Consider the following 17,654-nt stretch of genomic DNA (forward strand, 5'->3'; position numbering starts at 1 on the left):
TTATAGTAAAGCGACTATAACAATATTGTTATAATTATACGTTTATAAATAATGTACAATGTAATTTGTGTTTAATATAATGATTGGAAACAATTAATTTTAAGTCATTTTGTATAAAGAAAGCATAGTGTTAAATTGTTTTTCATTATTAATTAAAGGCACATCAATTTTCGGGTTAAAAAATTAAAAGTGCCAATAGTTGATTTAGCTTGATAGTCATTAAGTAAATCAAAAAGGAGTAAGTTCATGAATAAAATAATTTCAGTTATTATACCAGTGTATAATAAAGCGTCATTTTTGGAGCAATGTATCAATTCTTTAATCGATTTAAAGATGGACAAAAATGATATTGAGGCGATATTTGTAGATGATTGTTCAACGGATAATTCTGTCGACATTATCAAGGGTTATGCAAAGGATTATGATTTCATTCAGCTCATCCAATTGCCTCATAATACAGGAAGTCCTTCTGAACCAAGAAATGTCGGTATTGAAAAGGCACAAGGACAGTATATTACGCTACTTGATGCGGATGACTGGTTAGATTCAGAGGGATTCCCGCAAGTGATGGAAAAAGTGAGTAAAGATGATGCGGACCTTGGTTTGGGTCAATGTTTTAAACACACTTCAAAAAGTGTGAAGTATCATGCTAAATTTACTTCTTACAAAGAAGCATCACATTTAAAACCACAAGATATTGAAAAAATATATAGAGCGATGGGTCCTCCTGGAAAAATATTCAAACGTCAATTAGTACATGATAATCAAATTAAGTTTGAACATATGAAATACGGTGAGGATAAATTATTCTTCATTGAATTATATTCTAAAGTGAATAACATTACGATGTCAGTAACGCCGATGTACCATGTGAATCGATACGATGCCAATGAATCGTTAATTCAGCAGACTTCTGTGCTAGATAAAGCATATTTAAATTTAGACGTTTTGAAAAGGGTTTGTGATATGAACATATCACCATCTCTAGAAAAAATGATTATGGCGAGAGTCGTTGAAATGGACTTTTTCGCACGTCTCTTGCGTACACAATCATTTTTAAAATCAATGAACAAACCATTATATTATGATTTGTTTAATCAAATGGAAGAAACACTGAACGCCCATGGTTACTACATTTCAGAGCTAGTAACTGATCCTATATTTGCTACAATGTATGATTTATATCAACGAGATGATAAAGATGGATTAATTAGTTTTATTTATGATGTGATTAATAGTAATTGGAATTATTTGATTGAAGATCATGTGATTTATAAAAGTTATGAAAACCAGTCAGATAAGATCAATCCTCTGCCTATAGCATGCTATCCTGTGTATAATGGCGTACAAATCGTTGAAGGAGATAAATATGATGTGATAGATGTAATGAAACCAGATGATGTAAGCGTTCATGGGGTGAAACTATTGGAAATTGGTAACGTCGCAAATGAACGTCAATTAGACTTTGACTATCGTGATGGTAAAATTTATATTTCTCATCAGCAAGTGACGCAAATAGATGATGTGAGCGTTAATATTAGTGTGGAATATAGCGAGGGTGAGCATTCGTTAGTATATGCATCATATCCTAGTTTCAATAATAGTTATAAAATGAAACGTCAAAGCTTTAAACTTGAATTGGTACCTCAAAAAGACGATGGTAAGAAAAAAAGCTATCAACAAGTCAGTATTAATGATAAATACTATACTAGTATTAATGGGCCAATGATGACAATTAAAAAGATTAAGGTATATAAAGATTTAAAATTCAAAGAAATAATCACAAGTCTTGAACCGGGAAGACGCATCGATGCGTCATCTATCGAATACACGTCAAACGGAACACCTAGATTAGTCCTTGAAGACGGTAATATTGTAACGGCTAATAAAGATTTTATAGGGTTAATTGAGTTGGAAAATAAAGATAAGTATATTACTGAGACACCCGACGAAGTCAAAATTATTAAAGCCTGCAAATTATATAATTCACGTGATTTTAAAGAAAATGTGATTAAGTCACTTAAAGTAGGCGACACACTTAAAATTAAAAAAATCATTTACACTCAAAATTCAACACCGCGTTTAGTAACACTAGATGGTGCCTTTGTAACCTCAAATAAAACATTTGTAGAAGTCATTCGTTAATCATAAAAACGGGAGTGGGACAGAATTCTTTTTAAATTCGTCGTCCCACCCCCGCAATGATGACTAGAACTGAGAAAAGCTTGATTTAAGCGTATTTTCAGTTCAGTCAGCTACTGCGAATTTGCAAAATAACATTATTTTATTATTTATGTCCCAGGCTCTTTTTATTGTTTTATACGGGCTTATTCCATGCTTCCATGAATCGTCTTGATATTGTGTTTCATCATTTTATAATATGAATCACCTTCAGATCCTTTTTCGCCAATTGAATCGGTAAACACTTCGCCGTAAATACTTTTATCAGTTTCCTCAGACAAGCTCTTCATTGATTTCTTGTCGACACTAGTTTCAACTAACAAGTGTTTAATATGATTATCTTTAACAAATTTAATGGCTTGTTTCATTTGTGATGGTGTACCTTGTTTCTCAGTATTGATTTCCCAAATATAGCCTGGTTTAATATCGAAGGCTTTTGAGAAATATTTGAAGGCACCTTCACTGGTAATTATGGCACGTTCTTGTTTCGGAATATCATTAAATTTATCTTTACTATCTTTGTTTAACTTTTCAAGTTGTGCAAGATAAGTCTTACCTTGTTTCTCATAATCTGATTTATGTGATGCGTCGGCTTTAATCAGTTGTTCTTGAATATTCTTCACATATTGAATACCATTATCCAAACTTAACCAAGCGTGGGGGTCAATCTTATCTTTATTACCTGTTTCGCCATTTAGATAGATGGGTTTAACACCTTTAGACACCGCGAAGACTGACTTATCATCAGTAGATTTACCAGCTTGTTCTAATGCTTTCTCAAACCAACCGTTTCCAGTTTCTAAATTAAATCCGTTATAGAAGATAACATCTGCATCTGTCAGCTGCTTAATATCTTTCGGTTTAACTTCATATTCATGTGGGTCTTGACCAACAGGCACAATACTATAGACATCTACATGATCGCCACCCACGTGTTTAACCATGTCATAAATAATAGAATTGGTTGTGACAACCTTTAATTTATCGTGATGCTTCGCATGTTGCTCACTTGAATTTGAACCACATGCTGCTAGAACTAGAATCAATGCAATCAGTAATGGTATAAATTTTTTCATGTTGTTTGTACTCCTCTATACTTTGTTTTTATTTTTAAAATAAATAATGTAACGATATAAATGCTGAATGTTGCAATCACAATCGTTGCACCACTCGGAAGATTATAAATAAAGCTGAAATATAGGCCAATGATAGAACTTATTACGCCAATCAAACTTGCAATCATCATCATTGAATATAAATGTTTCGTGATTAAAAATGCGGTCGACGCAGGGGTGACGAGTAATGCGACGACTAGGATAATGCCTACTGTTTGAATACTTGCCACTGTTACTAAGGCAAGTAATAACATTACGAAATAGTGAATCACGGTAGTATTTAAACCGCTTAGACGACTAAAAGTAGCATCGAACGTTGATATCATTAATGGTCTGTAAAGTATGACAATCAATAACACCACGATGCTTCCAATGATTATTGTGGTCCAAAATGTTTGGCGGGTGATGGCGAGTAAGTTTCCGAATAAAATATGATGTAAGTCAGTTGCACTATTAATAAGACTGATGATTATAACGCCAGTCGCTAGAAATGCAGTGAAACTAATACCAATGGCTGCGTCGGGTTTCGTCTTACTATTATTTGAAATATAACCGATTAATAAACTAGCGATCATGCCAGTGACGAGTGCACCAATAAACATCGGAATATGGAATAGAAATGAGAGTGCTACCCCAGGTAAGACAGCATGACTCATAGCATCACCCATCAAAGATAAGCCTCTCAATATGATTAAACTTCCTACTGTACCGCAGACAATGCCGACGATAATAGACGTTATCAATGCACGATTCAAGAATTGATAATCAAATAAATGTTGGATGAAATCAGTCATGCAATATTTCACCTCTTTCAATTGGTGCTGACCCGATATTAAACAGGAATGTCCGATTTAAATATCGTGGTTGCATTGCTTTTGCACTATCGCCAAAGAATCGAATCGTTTGATTTAATAAAATAATACGATCAAAGTATTGTGCTGCCTTAGATAAGTCATGATGCACAATCAATACGAGTTTTCCTTTTTCTTTTAGTTGGCGAATCTTCGCCATAATCAATTGCTCGCTCTTAAAGTCGATACCAACGAACGGCTCATCAAATAAATACACATCGCTCTCTGACATTAAAGCTCTTGCCACCAACACACGTTGTAACTGACCGCCACTAAGGTCAGAGATTTGCTTGTATTGTAGATTGTCTAGCGCTAAATCCTTTAATAATTTACTGAATTTCATCTTTGAAAAGTGATCGACTCGTTTAAACCAGCCAATCGTTTGATAGCAACCAGATAAAATCACTTTCTCAACATTAATTGGAAAGTCTAAATCTAAATATGCTTTTTGAGGAATATATGTAATATGTTGCAATTGTTTATGTATGGATTTGCCATATAAATGCATCTCGCCAGTTGCGTTAAATTCACCGATTAAACTCTTTAATAAAGAAGATTTACCGGCACCATTGGGGCCCATGATACCAATGATTTCACCTGAAATTGGTATTGTTAACGAAATATCTTTCAGTACATGCTTATGATTTAACCGTAAATTCATGTTGCTAATTTTTATCAATCAATTACCTCCTAATTAAAAGTTTAGGTTAACCTAATTTATTTTATAATAAACACCGAAATTATAAAGTGTCAAGTCTTTATCTATCTGAAAAAGGTTCAAAATGGCAGACTAGAATGTATGAAATGCTCAATAAATAGAGGTTTATCAAAATGAATCACGAAGTGATTTTAAAAAATAGTCACATTGACAACTAAAAAAATCAATGTAAAATATAAAACGTAATGATTACGATTTAAAAAAGAAAGGTATGATTTTATGGGCAAGATACCTGTAACGGTATTGAGTGGTTATCTCGGGTCTGGAAAGACGACGTTACTTAACCACATTTTAAATAATCGTGAAGGACGTCGCATTGCGGTTATTGTGAATGATATGAGTGAAGTGAATATCGATAAAGATTTAGTTGCTGATGGTGGGGGCTTATCTCGAACAGATGAAAAATTAGTCGAATTATCTAATGGTTGTATTTGTTGTACGTTAAGAGATGATTTGTTAAAAGAAGTCGAGCGTTTAGTTCAAAAAGGCAATATTGATTACATTGTTATTGAATCTACAGGTATTTCAGAGCCTGTGCCAGTCGCTCAAACATTCTCATATATTGATGAAGCGATGGGCATTGACCTCACAACAATTTGCCAACTCGATACAATGGTAACTGTAGTGGATGCGAATCGATTTATTAATGATATCAATTCTGAAGATTTACTGATTGACCGTGATCAAGGTGCAGATCAAACAGATGAGCGTTCAATTGCTGATTTACTTATAGATCAAGTCGAATTCTGTGATGTGTTAGTACTGAATAAGATAGATTTAGTCAGTGAAGCAGATTTAGTACGATTGGAAAATATTTTAAGAAAGTTACAACCAGATGCGAAACTCATCAAAACGATTAATGCTGAAGTGGACATTAACGACGTCTTAAATACAGGGCGTTTTAACTTTGAGAAGGCAAGTAATTCAGCAGGTTGGATTAAGGAATTGACTGAGGGAGGTCATGCTGAACATACACCTGAAACAGAAGAATATGGTATTGGTTCATTCGTCTATTCGAGACGACTACCGTTTCACGCGAAACGTTTTAATGATTGGTTAGAGCGAATGCCTGATAATATCGTACGTTCTAAAGGCATTGTGTGGCTTGCACAATATAATCAAGTGGCATGTCTACTTTCGCAGGCAGGCTCATCATGCAATATCAATCCAGTTACCTATTGGGTAGCGGCAATGTCGCCACAACATCGTGAGCACATCCTTCAACAACGTCCAGACGTGGCAGATAGCTGGGATATTGAATATGGAGATAGAAATACACAGTTTGTTATTATTGGTACCGATTTAAATCAAGAGGAAATTGAAAAAGAATTAGACCAATGCTTAGTAAATAGTGAAGAAATTGGTAGTGATTGGAGTCAACTCGAAGACCCATATCACTGGCAAATTAGACAAGCTTGAGTTTAACTATATGTGAATCATCTGATGTTTAAGACCTGGGACAAAGTACAATGTCTCAGGTTTTTTTCGATAAAGACCCATAGATCCCTAAAAATAGCTTAAAATAGTAAATTTCTTAAATTTATTGAATATTTCGAACAAATAAGGTCTAAAATTTTGTATAATAGCAAGTAAATTGAAAATAGGAGACAGACAAAATATGATGAAACAAAAACTTACAGTCAAAGAGAATATATTTATTGGCTCGATGTTGTTCGGTTTGTTCTTTGGAGCTGGGAACTTAATCTTTCCAATCCATCTAGGACAAACGGCGGGTTCGAATGTATGGCTTGCTAATTTAGGTTTCTTAATTACTGCTATTGGTTTGCCGTTCTTAGGGATTGTAGCGATTGGTATTTCTAAAACAAATGGCATATTTGAAATCTCTTCTAGAGTGAGTAAAATCTACGGTTACATATTTACGATTGCCTTATATTTAGTTATTGGACCATTTTTTGCCTTACCGAGACTTGCGACAACATCTTATGAAATTGCATTTTCACCATTTATTTCACCAAGTACTGGCAAGGTTATATTACCAATATTTAGTATTTTATTCTTTGTCATGGCATGGTTCTTTGCTAGAAAGCCATCAAAAATATTAGATTATATAGGTAAATTTTTAAATCCTGTGTTCTTAATTTTACTAGGTATTGTGGTGCTATTAGCATTCATTCGACCAATGGGCGGTATTAGTCATGCACCAGTAAGTGCCGATTATAGTCATAGTGTCTTACTTAAAGGATTTATTGATGGTTATAATACGCTTGATGCCTTAGCATCATTAGCATTCGGTATTATTATTGTTACGACAATTAAGAAATTAGGTATTACGAATCCAAATGGTATTGCGAAAGAAACATTTAAATCGGGTCTAATTAGTATTATTGGCATGGGACTAATTTATACGTTGCTTGCTGTAATGGGTACGATGAGTTTAGGTCATTTTAAAGTTAGTGAAAATGGTGGTATCGCACTTGCACAAATCGCACAATATTACCTGGGTGATTATGGGATTATTGTCTTGTCACTTATTATTATTGTGGCATGTTTGAAAACGGCAATTGGTCTGATTACTGCATTTTCAGAAACATTTACAGAACTCTTCCCGAAAATGAATTATATGTGGTTAGCGACTGGTGTGGCAGTGCTAGCATGTATCTTTGCTAACGTTGGATTAACAAAAATCATCATGTATTCAACACCTGTATTAATGTTTATCTATCCATTAGCGATTACATTAATCCTGTTAACACTTGCGAGTCCATTATTTAATCATTCTACAATTGTTTATCAATTTACGACATTCTTTACAATGTTTGCAGCATTCTTTGACGGTGTAAACGCAAGTCCTGAATTCTTTGCGAAGACACCATTTGCACAAGGAATGATTACTTTCGCACAAAAATACATTCCATTCTTCACAATTGGTATGGGCTGGATTGTACCTGCAATCATTGGATTCATCATTGGTTTCATCGTTTATAAAGTACGTGCAGGCAAACGTACTTCAGCACAATAAATTGAAAATCGATAAGTCATGCTTAACTCATGTTATATGAGCTAAGTATGGCTTATTTTTTATACTGTTAAAAATCTTTGTTGTGCAAACAGAAATATTGTAGTACTATATAAATCGTAATTATTACGATTTGATAATAGCGAGGAGAATTTGATGACTAAGAGTTATGATATTTGGTGGCAAAAGGGCGAAGAAACAGACGATGATATGGCCCGTGATCACCAAGAGGCTTGGGAGAGAACAATACAACTACTTGATCCATCAGATATTGAGGGCAAGACGATTTTGGACGTGGGATGCAATCAAGGTGGCTTTTTACGAAAGTTATACGATAAAGTTCAATTTAAAGCAGGCGTAGGGATTGATTTAGCACGTTTATCATTGGAAAAGGCAGAAGCACTTAAAGGGCAACGTCCACTTACGTATGTTTTAACGGATAAGCCTCAAGACACGGAATATACATACGATACGGCTGTGAGTACATCGGTATTGTACTTAATCGAAGACATACCGCAACATGCCAAAGACTTAAAAGCCGTATTGAAACCTGGTGGTGTTTACTATGCCTCTTTTGCTGACTTAACACAAAATCCGAGTCGTCAATTTATGGATGACACGATTAATCAGTATGGTGCGACACCATCGCAGAATCATTCGTTGAAACATATTGTGGATAGCTTTGTAGATGCAGGATTTGAAGTGGCAGTCATGAAAGAACCAGTTCCTGACGTGATTGATTTAACAAATTATAGTGATTTTTATTTAACGCCTAATGATTATTTACGCACACTTTATGAAGAATCATTTTTAATAAAAGCAAGGTTGAAAGAAGGTACGGGTAAATGAGAAAGAGACTAATCATGACGATTGCTGCAAGTACGACGATTCTACTAGCGGGGTGTGGTAACAATCATAAAGATGATAAGAACATCACTGTATCGTTACCGACTGAAGCCAAAGCCGATAAGCTAGATGCACAAGGCTATGACGCAGCTATGCCAGTATACAGTGCGGTATATGATGCACTAGTAAAATATGATAAAGATAAAGGGATTAAAGCAGGTTTGGCTGATAAATGGCACGTTGATAAATCTGGCAAAGTATATGAATTTCATTTAAAAGATAATGTTAAATTCTCAGATGGCTCAAAGTTAGATGCTAAAGCAGTTAAATTCTCAATTGAGCGTGCCAAAGCGATGAATAAAGATACGACAGTAGAAACATTAAAAAAATTAGATAAAGTGGTAGTGAAAAATGACCATGTGGTGCAAATTAAATTGAAAGCACCATCTAATCAAGTATTGAATGAATTAACACAAGTCAGACCATTACGTATTATGAGTCCGCATTCTGTAGAAGGCGACAAAGTAACGGGTAAATTCAAGAAAGCAATTGGGACAGGTGCATTTGTCGTTGATCAAACAGGCAAAGAAAAGACAACATTAAAACCAAATAAATATTTCGACAATAATCATCCAGTTAAATACAATCTCGCTTTCCAAACGATTGAAGATGGCGATTCTAGAAACTCAGCTGTTCAAAGTGGATCGGTCGATATTTCAGGTGGTTCACTAGGAATGTTATCAGATCAACAAGTCAAACAAGATAAGAAGAACAGCAAATTAACGGTTGAGGATAGACCAAGTACAGTTAGTCATTTCATGGCATTTAATCCGAATAATAAAACATTAAGTAGTAAAGCGATTCGTGAAGCGATAAGTAAGAGTATCAATTCAAAAGAAATTGCTGGGAAATCAGTTAATGGTTTATTCCAAAGTAATGTACAGTACGTTAATCAAGAGAATCAACAAGCACATGTTTTTGATGCTTCAGCTGCGGAAAAGCTACTAAAATCTGAAGGATATACGAAGAACCATGACGGCCTTTTTGAAAAAGATGGCAAACCACTATCATTCAATTTAGTGATTCAGACGGCAGAGTTTCCGAATTGGAAAGATAAAGCAGAACAAGTGCAACGTGATATGAAACAAGCAGGTATTAAATTAAACATTAAAACATTAGATGCACAATCTTATTACGATACATTGTGGACGAAAAAAGACTATGACCTCATTTTCTATCGAACGTATTCAGATGCATTAATGCCATATAACTTTATGAGTTCAGTATTTAAAAATAATGATGGTAAGCCGGGTGTCTTAGCAAATGACGAGACACTGACTAAACAATTAGATGCGTACCCATCAAAAGTATCTAAAGCGGACCAACAACACGCTTTCAATGAAATATTTAAGCATTTCAATAAGCAATATTATGGTGTGCCTATTGCGTATCCAAATGAAACGTTTGTAGTGAGTGATAAAGTCAAAGCGTTTAAATTCTCAGGATTAACAGATGCGCCAATCGATTATAAAGACTTGAAAGTTAACGAGTAATGATGCTGAAACGAACGCTTAAATTAGTACTTTATTTAATCGTGAGTTCGTTTATCATCTTCGTCTTAGTTGAGAAGACATCTGGTAATCCAGCCATACTCTATCTACAACGCCATGGCTATACTACGATTACGCAAGAAAATATCGACTTAGCACAACATAAGCTTGGTTTAGGTCGGAATCTGTTTCTTAGATATATTGATTGGGTAGGTCATGCGTTGACTGGAAATCTAGGTTATAGCTTTAGTACAAACGAACCTGTAACTGCAATGATAGTAGATGCAATCATTCCAACGCTGATATTAATTAGTGTTTCTGCATGTATCATGTTGCCAGTCGGATATATCATTGGGTATTACGTTGGTACACAACCTCATTCACGATATGCACATACTATTAAAGGCTTTGCGCAAGTGATGACGTCTATGCCTGAATATTGGTTAGCTATATTATTCATTTATTATTTAGGCGTTCGTTGGCAATGCTTGCCATTTGTGGGTAGTGATTCATGGCAACATTTTATCTTACCAATTCTAACAATTGTCCTAATTGAAGGTTGTCATATCCTATTAATGACCGCACATCTTATCGAAAAGACGCTAGATAACGATGCGTATCAACTTGCATTGTTGCGCCGTTTTACGTTGAAGGCACGCATAATTGTGCAAATTAAAGAGATATTTGCACCACTTATGACTATTTCAGTGAATAGCGTTATTCATTTAGTTGGAAAAGCAGTGATACTAGAAGTTATTTTCAGTATGTCAGGCTTAGGTAAACTATTGATAAATGCCATTAATCAACGAGATTATCCATTGATTCAAGGCATTGTCGTTTTCATTATTGTAAGTATCATGCTAATAAATTACTTGGGAGATTTGATTATTTTAAATAATGAGCCTAGATTACGTCGTCACGCACATCAATCACTTGAAGAAGAGAAAAGAGGTTTGACATGAAGATGCAAAGTAAACAATATGTCACATTAAGTCTGACCATTATTTTCTTGATAGTGTTAGTGTTATACAGTGTTATGCATAGTACGGAGCAATCTGTGCCATTGCAGTCTCCTAATTGGCAACATTTATTAGGAACGGATCAATTAGGACGAGATTTCCTTGCGCGATTATGTATTGGGAGTTTGGTAACCCTTAGTTTGACTGCGATTGTCATTATACTCAGTGTTGGGCTTGGTTTGTCACTTGGTTTAATTGCAGGAATTGAAAGAAAGTGGATAGACCAAATAATGATGTTTATCGCAGATATGTTATTAGCGATACCTTCATTTATCATCGCACTCGTTGTACTGAGTTTGGTTAGTAATTCAATGATTGGATTAATTCTTGCACTGACGTTAGGTTGGATGGGACGTTACTTACGTTACTTTAGAAATTTAACACGTGATATTCAGAAACGTCCTTTTATACAATATGCCATATTGAGTGGTAATTCGACGCTTAAAACAACAGTCATACATGTTATTCCACACTTGTGTAGTAATATCTTCGCTTTAGTAACAGCGGATTTTGGAAAGATTATGCTTAGTATTTCTGGGCTTGCTTTTCTTGGTTTAGGTATTAAACCGCCTACACCAGAATTAGGAACAATTTTATTTGATGGTAAAAGTTATTTTAATGGCGCGCCATGGTTGTTCTTCTTCCCTGGATTACTGTTAGGAGGTTGTGCCTTATTATGCCAAATACTCAACAAAAAGATCGCATCATAAAGCCTGTAATACAGGTCGACCAATTAAGCGTATTTGATAAAAATCGTACATTGATAGATTCAATATCTTTAAAAGTGCACAAAGGCGATTTTCATTGCATTATTGGTGAAAGTGGGAGCGGTAAATCGTTATTAACTAGAACGATACTTGGCATGAAACGTAATCATTTACGTTACCAAGGAACGGTAGACATTGATTTGGATAAGACAGATGCCGTCTTTCAAGATGTCTACAGCAACATGTTTCAGAATATAATCATTGCTAAACATTTTCAGTATGTGTATGAAGCGATAGACGCTTCATTATCTTCGGAACAACGTACTGACGAGGTCATAGCACAGATGGATGCACTTGGTTTGAGTCATGGAAAGCAGTTACTCCAACATTATCCTTTTGAATTAAGTGGTGGCATGGCACAGCGTATTGCTTTCATAATGTCATTAATAAGACGTCCGGACTACTTATTTTTAGATGAACCGACAAGCGCCCTCGATGCAGGTAATGTTGAGCGATTTATGCATCACTTAGTTCAGGCAAAACAGCGTTATAATATGACGTTTATTTTTATCACACATGATCTTAATTTAGTTAAAAACTATGCGACGCATATTAGCATTATGAAAGATGGTCGTATTATTGAAAGTGGCGATGCACAGTCTATCTTAGATAATCCAACCCAACCCTACACACAACAGTTAATTTCTATTGCACATAGGAGACGAAATGATGCTTGAAGTGAACAATATGACGAAACATATCGATGGGAAACGTATTTTCAAAGATATTAACATTCAAATGAATCATCATCACTTATTGATTAGTGGAGAAAGTGGAAGTGGTAAATCGACGTTAGCTAAAATTCTAGCCGGATTAGATACGGATTATAGTGGACAATTATATTTAAACCATAAGCTACGTGAAGAATATACTACGAAAGAATGGATGAAAGTGATCCAGTATGTGCCACAATATCAGAAAGACACATTAAATGGACGTAAAACGGTGCGCTATATCTTAACAGAGCCATTGAAGAATTATCATGTTAACAAAGAAACGTATGATAAGAGAATTGAAGCGGTACTTGAACAATGTGCATTAGCACCCAATGTTTTAAATCAACGAATAGACACGTTGAGTGGTGGCCAGTTTCAACGTGTATGGATTGCAAAGGCGTTAATTATAGAACCACAAATCCTTATATTAGATGAAGCGACAACAAACTTAGATGTGATTAATGAGGAAGCAATACTTCAAATGCTTAAATTGTTAGAACATACGCAACTCATTATAATTTCACATGATTCGTACGTGCTTAATTCGTTTGAAGGGATGACAATCAAATTAGATTATTGTGTTGGGAATTAAAAATATTTTGTGAATTGGTTAAGTTTCAGGTTTGGAAAACATTGAATTAGGGCATATCTTACTAATTAAACCTTTCATTAAAGTGAATCGGCATAAGGTTATAGAATTTAGAGGGGGATTTTCCAATGAATATTTACAGATTGCATTACCAACACTATAAAGATATCGTAGATGACAATGTTTTAACTGTTTTTGTATTAGCTAATAATGAAGATGAAGTCAGAGAATTTGCTAGAAAAGTTAGCTATGCTGTTGAAGATATTAAACAAATATCTGAAGAAGAGTATAAAAAAGAAAAAGCTGAAAACGAAACATTTGGATTAGAACACGCAGATAAATATTTAGATTAATAGTTAACGACTGTTAAACTTTAGAAGAGATTGAGGCAATGAAACGTTGCTTTAATCTCTTTTTATTTTTAGAAAAGAAGTAAAGTGCATAATTGGTTGACAAGTCAACTAACACGTTGTATATTTAAATAGTTGATAAGTCAACTATATGGAGTGAGGCTATGTTAAACGATAAAGAATTTGAGTATCGCGATATTAAATTTATTGGAAAATTATCATCAAAAATATATAGACGCGGCAATATTTATATTACAGAGCAGTTAAAGCCATATGGAATTAATTATATCCAGGTGATGTGTTTAGTTGCACTGTATATTGAGAATGGTATAAGACAAGAAACAATTGTTGAAGACATCGGTGTAGATAAAGCAAGTATAAATCGAGCAATTAAATATTTAGAAGAAAATGATTATATTACAAGAGAACGCAATCAAGAAGATAAAAGAGCATATAATCTCTTTCTTACGCCTAAAGCAATGGCATTTAAAGAAGTGAGTTGGGACATTTTAAGTAAATGGGAATTAATGATTTCCGAGGGTATTGATGATAACGAGAAAGCAATTGCTTTCGAAGTTTTAAAGAAAATGTCGCTCAATGCAGATAAATATTATAAAAATTAAATGAATGAATAAAGGAGTATATATTATGACTAATAAAGACAATTTAGAACATGCAATCGTATTAGGTGGCGGCGGGTCACTAGCTATTGGTTGGGAATTAGGATATCTTTCAGCCCTTACTGAAGCAGGTATTGATGTGAGACACGCAGATTTAGTAATTGGTACATCTGGAGGTGCTCAAGCTGGTACGAGTTTGACATCTCAACAAAGTTGGGAAGAGATTTATGAACAACAAATTGCGCCAAAAGAGAATGAAGAACCACCTGTAGATGATATGACTGATATCTTTGCAAGATATGCCCAAATACAAAATAGTTCAAATACGCCAAAAGAATGGATTGAAAATTATAGTGTTTATGCATTAGAAGATCATAAATTTAATGAAAGTGTGCATATTAATCGATTACAAAATAGAATTAAAGTATCCAATTGGCCTGAAAATCTTATGATTACAGCAGTAAATGCGAATAAAGCAGAAAGAGTAGCTTTAAATGCGGATAGTCAAGTAGACTTGCATAGAGCAATGGCTTCAAGTGGGTCATTACCTGGCGTGTGGCCGGCAACAACAATTAATGGTGAAAAACATTTTGATGGTGGTTGTCATTCTATGGAGAATGCCGATTTAGCTAAAGGTGCTAAAAAAGTACTTATCTTTGCGACAAACCTTCCTGTATCAACACCATACAAACTTGAAGATGCGATTAAAGAACTAGAGGAAAGTGGTTCAGAAGTTAAATTAATTACACCAAGTAACGAAGTATTCAATAAATTACAAGAACTTGGAGGCAATACAGTTAATCCAGCTATAAGACCCGATATTTTCAAACTAGCACAAGAGCAAGGTCATCAAGATGCTGATGTGATTAAAGCATTCTGGAATTAATCATAGAATAGGCGGGACTAGGACGACGAATTACAAATGAATTCTGTCCTGTTCCCGTCTGTTTTTTTATATTTTATTAGAAGAACGTTGCGTTAGCCATAATATGACAGTACCGAGGAGCATGTACATAACAATTAACCACATCACGACATGATAATAGTTAACTAAGTTTACGATATGTGATGTGAAGAAAACGATTATTGATAGACCAATCGGTCCACCGAGTTGATGCATAGTGTTCGTCATACCGCTTGCTGCACCAGATAGTTTAGCATCTACGCCATAAATCCCTGCACTAGTAAGAGGTGCAAGTAACCAACCTTGTCCCAAACCAGTAAGAATCATTGGTAATCCTATGGCAAGCCAATATCCATGAAGCGGATTGAGTATTGCCGTTATAATCATTCCTAGTGTTAATATGATTTGACCTAGCATAAGAACGCGTGTGTCGCCTAACTTTTCAGTTAAACGAGGTAAATAAAGTGCTGCTATAAAATTAACTATAGTTAAAGGTAAGAAGGCCATACCCGCTTGTAATGGATTGAAATGATAAAGGTGTTGCATTATTTGTGGCAGAATAAACCAATAGGAAAGCATAGCCATCATAAATATAAAGCGTCCGATATAAGCGCCTGTACGTACTTTATTTTGAAAAAGAGACATTGGCATTAGAGCAAATGTTAATTTCTTTTCAAGAATAATAAAAACAATTAATAAGATTAAACCGATTATCACGGCAACTAATGATTTATTAGTCATACCATAAACGAGTGTCATTGTGGCAATAACTGAGAGAATGGCGCCAATATAATCGACTTTAATGCGATGAACGATGGTAGGTTTAATATACATAACAGTTAAGCTAATCAATATAATTGTAAATGGCACATTTATAAGAAAACCAGAACGCCAACTAATTACACTAGTTAACCAACCACCAAGAAGTAAACCAATACTTGAACCTATTCCAGCAGTCGCACCATAGTAACTAATCGCTTTTGTACGTGCTTTGCCTTCAAAATGGTCCATTAAAAGTGCTAATGATGTAGGTGCAATAATAGCAGATCCAATACCTTGAATTGCTCTAAAAGTAATAATCTGTGTGCTTGTTTGAGCAATGCCGATACTCAAGCTGGATAAACCGAAAATGAATAATCCAAATATGAATATACGTTTACGACCAAACAAGTCACCCAATCTACCAGCTAGAAGTAAGAAACCGCCGAAAGTTATGGTATAAGCATTAGAGACCCATGATAATGAAGCGCTATTCATATTTAAATTTTGAGCGATTTTCACAGTACTAGTAAATATAATTGAATTATCCATTAATATTAAAAAATAGCTAAATAAAATAATAAAGAGGATGATACGTTTTGTCTGTTTAGACATAAGGACACTTCCTTTAAATAGAATAAAGTTATTTTATAGGGTGGAGTTAACTCCATAGCAAGCATTAATTTTAAAAATATTAAATTTTTAGCTATAAAGTTAACGCCATGGTATAACTTAAGTAATAAAGAGGAGTGATAATGGAATGAATACAAAAGAAGTAGTAGCACACATGGGTGTTTCACAAGATACGCTTAGATATTATGAAAAAGTGGGTGCCATTCCCCCAGTAGAACGTAATAAAAACGTGTATCGTGATTATAGAACGAATGATTTAAATTGGATTTATTTAGCTAAAAACTTGCGTCAAGCTGGCGTAACGATCGAATTATTAATTGAGTTTTGTAAATTAGGTCAGTTACCTTCAAATGAAGAAATTCAACAACGTCAAAAAGATTTGTTAAATATGCAATTAAGTGAGTTAGATGAGAAATTAGAAACAATTCATAAAGCACGTAACTTATTAAAGTATAAGATTGATAATTATGATAATCATTTAGCGAAGTTTAACACGGGTGAAATTGACAATGATACTGTAGATAAACTTTGGGAAAAAGATTTAAAAATATATCAGTAAATAAGGAAGGTATTGTTATGAAGAAAAATTTAAGTCACATTCAACCTCCAAGTCATTTCAGATATAAAGAAGGCCAAACAATCTTAAAACAAAGTTATGAATTTAATTGTGATAATCGTATTTATTTTAGTGAAACGGTATATCAAGATTTATATGATCATCCTTATCGTTTGTATGTAGATGTATTATCACCTATTGGGAAGTATGGTTTAGGTTTAGATTTTAATGAAGTAGATGCAATTTACAATGAATTTATTAAACCTAAAGTAGAGAATCAAGTTTTAAATGAAACGTTACCAAACATCAATACGACAGCGGAGAATATTGCGATGTGGATTTGGGATGAATTTGAAAAACATCTTCCAGAACAAAATCATATGTATGAATTACAATTATTTGAGACTGACCGCCATGGGGTAAGTCTAAATCAAAGTATCATGACGTCTTAAAGCGTAATATTTTCCTCATAACATGGTTCATTAGTTTCAATCATTTAATTA

General features: G+C 34.3%; 18 protein-coding genes. 14 read left to right on the top strand and 4 right to left on the bottom strand.

Annotated features, from left to right (window positions below; all coding sequences use genetic code 11):
* The first annotated feature begins 246 nt into the window (after window positions 1-246).
* Window positions 247-2,145, top strand: coding sequence for a glycosyltransferase family 2 protein (locus tag HYI43_00470; protein ID UDI77096.1), 1,899 nt, complete (start codon window positions 247-249; stop codon window positions 2,143-2,145).
* Between the two features lie 182 nt (window positions 2,146-2,327).
* Here the strand turns inward: HYI43_00470 and HYI43_00475 are convergent, their stop codons facing one another.
* The 3 genes from HYI43_00475 to HYI43_00485 are packed head-to-tail and all read right to left on the bottom strand — an operon-like array spanning window position 2,328 to window position 4,826.
* A complete protein-coding gene (locus HYI43_00475) occupies window positions 2,328-3,257 on the bottom strand; it encodes a metal ABC transporter substrate-binding protein (GenBank protein UDI77097.1) in 930 nt (309 codons plus the stop codon).
* Window positions 3,254-4,090 (bottom strand): metal ABC transporter permease, encoded by an 837-nt coding sequence (locus tag HYI43_00480; protein ID UDI77098.1) that lies wholly within the window; start codon window positions 4,088-4,090, stop codon window positions 3,254-3,256. Before HYI43_00480 ends, HYI43_00475 begins: the two co-directional genes overlap by 4 nt.
* Window positions 4,083-4,826, bottom strand: a complete 744-nt coding sequence (locus HYI43_00485; GenBank protein UDI77099.1) for a metal ABC transporter ATP-binding protein — start codon at window positions 4,824-4,826, stop codon at window positions 4,083-4,085. The genes HYI43_00480 and HYI43_00485 overlap by 8 nt, the downstream gene beginning before the upstream one ends.
* 258 nt (window positions 4,827-5,084) lie before the next feature.
* Here HYI43_00485 and HYI43_00490 point away from each other — a divergent pair, with 258 nt between their 5' ends.
* The 11 genes from HYI43_00490 (at window position 5,085) to HYI43_00540 (ending at window position 15,185) form a co-directional block, all read left to right on the top strand.
* Window positions 5,085-6,284, top strand: a complete 1,200-nt coding sequence (locus tag HYI43_00490; protein UDI77100.1) for a GTP-binding protein — start codon at window positions 5,085-5,087, stop codon at window positions 6,282-6,284.
* A gap of 199 nt (window positions 6,285-6,483) precedes the next feature.
* Entirely contained in the window at window positions 6,484-7,845 is a 1,362-nt protein-coding gene (brnQ, locus tag HYI43_00495; GenBank protein UDI77101.1) for a branched-chain amino acid transport system II carrier protein, read from the top strand.
* A 153-nt stretch (window positions 7,846-7,998) separates the two neighbouring features.
* On the top strand, window positions 7,999-8,691 hold the full coding sequence (locus HYI43_00500) for a class I SAM-dependent methyltransferase (GenBank protein UDI77102.1): 693 nt from the start codon (window positions 7,999-8,001) through the stop codon (window positions 8,689-8,691).
* Entirely contained in the window at window positions 8,688-10,241 is a 1,554-nt protein-coding gene (locus tag HYI43_00505) for a nickel ABC transporter substrate-binding protein (GenBank protein UDI77103.1), read from the top strand. The genes HYI43_00500 and HYI43_00505 overlap by 4 nt, the downstream gene beginning before the upstream one ends.
* 2 nt (window positions 10,242-10,243) lie before the next feature.
* Window positions 10,244-11,200, top strand: coding sequence for an ABC transporter permease (locus tag HYI43_00510; GenBank protein ID UDI79239.1), 957 nt, complete (start codon window positions 10,244-10,246; stop codon window positions 11,198-11,200).
* Window positions 11,197-11,967: an ABC transporter permease gene (locus tag HYI43_00515; GenBank protein ID UDI77104.1), complete on the top strand. Its 771-nt coding sequence runs from the start codon at window positions 11,197-11,199 to the stop codon at window positions 11,965-11,967. The genes HYI43_00510 and HYI43_00515 overlap by 4 nt, the downstream gene beginning before the upstream one ends.
* The gene (locus HYI43_00520) at window positions 11,934-12,701 is read left to right on the top strand and encodes an ABC transporter ATP-binding protein (protein ID UDI77105.1); all 768 of its coding nucleotides are present in this window, start codon (window positions 11,934-11,936) and stop codon (window positions 12,699-12,701) included. Before HYI43_00515 ends, HYI43_00520 begins: the two co-directional genes overlap by 34 nt.
* On the top strand, window positions 12,694-13,332 hold the full coding sequence (locus HYI43_00525; GenBank protein ID UDI77106.1) for an ATP-binding cassette domain-containing protein: 639 nt from the start codon (window positions 12,694-12,696) through the stop codon (window positions 13,330-13,332). Before HYI43_00520 ends, HYI43_00525 begins: the two co-directional genes overlap by 8 nt.
* A gap of 125 nt (window positions 13,333-13,457) precedes the next feature.
* Entirely contained in the window at window positions 13,458-13,682 is a 225-nt protein-coding gene (locus HYI43_00530) for a hypothetical protein (protein UDI77107.1), read from the top strand.
* 161 nt (window positions 13,683-13,843) lie between these two features.
* Entirely contained in the window at window positions 13,844-14,302 is a 459-nt protein-coding gene (locus tag HYI43_00535) for a MarR family transcriptional regulator (GenBank protein ID UDI77108.1), read from the top strand.
* A 25-nt stretch (window positions 14,303-14,327) separates the two neighbouring features.
* Window positions 14,328-15,185 carry a patatin-like phospholipase family protein gene (locus HYI43_00540; GenBank protein ID UDI77109.1) on the top strand — a complete coding sequence of 286 codons (858 nt, stop codon included), beginning with the start codon at window positions 14,328-14,330 and terminating at the stop codon, window positions 15,183-15,185.
* 66 nt (window positions 15,186-15,251) lie between these two features.
* On the opposite strand, the gene HYI43_00545 is transcribed toward HYI43_00540, so the two are convergent.
* Window positions 15,252-16,577: an MFS transporter gene (locus HYI43_00545; protein UDI77110.1), complete on the bottom strand. Its 1,326-nt coding sequence runs from the start codon at window positions 16,575-16,577 to the stop codon at window positions 15,252-15,254.
* A gap of 145 nt (window positions 16,578-16,722) precedes the next feature.
* On the opposite strand from HYI43_00545, the gene HYI43_00550 reads away from it, so the two are divergent.
* Together HYI43_00550 and HYI43_00555 are read left to right on the top strand one after the other, a co-directional pair.
* Entirely contained in the window at window positions 16,723-17,154 is a 432-nt protein-coding gene (locus HYI43_00550) for a MerR family transcriptional regulator (protein ID UDI77111.1), read from the top strand.
* A 17-nt stretch (window positions 17,155-17,171) separates the two neighbouring features.
* Window positions 17,172-17,603 (top strand): 6-carboxytetrahydropterin synthase, encoded by a 432-nt coding sequence (locus HYI43_00555; GenBank protein UDI77112.1) that lies wholly within the window; start codon window positions 17,172-17,174, stop codon window positions 17,601-17,603.
* Window positions 17,604-17,654: the final 51 nt, after the last annotated feature.

Origin of the sequence: Staphylococcus taiwanensis (assembly GCA_020544305.1) — a bacterium.
Classification (GTDB): Bacteria; Bacillota; Bacilli; order Staphylococcales; family Staphylococcaceae; genus Staphylococcus; species Staphylococcus taiwanensis.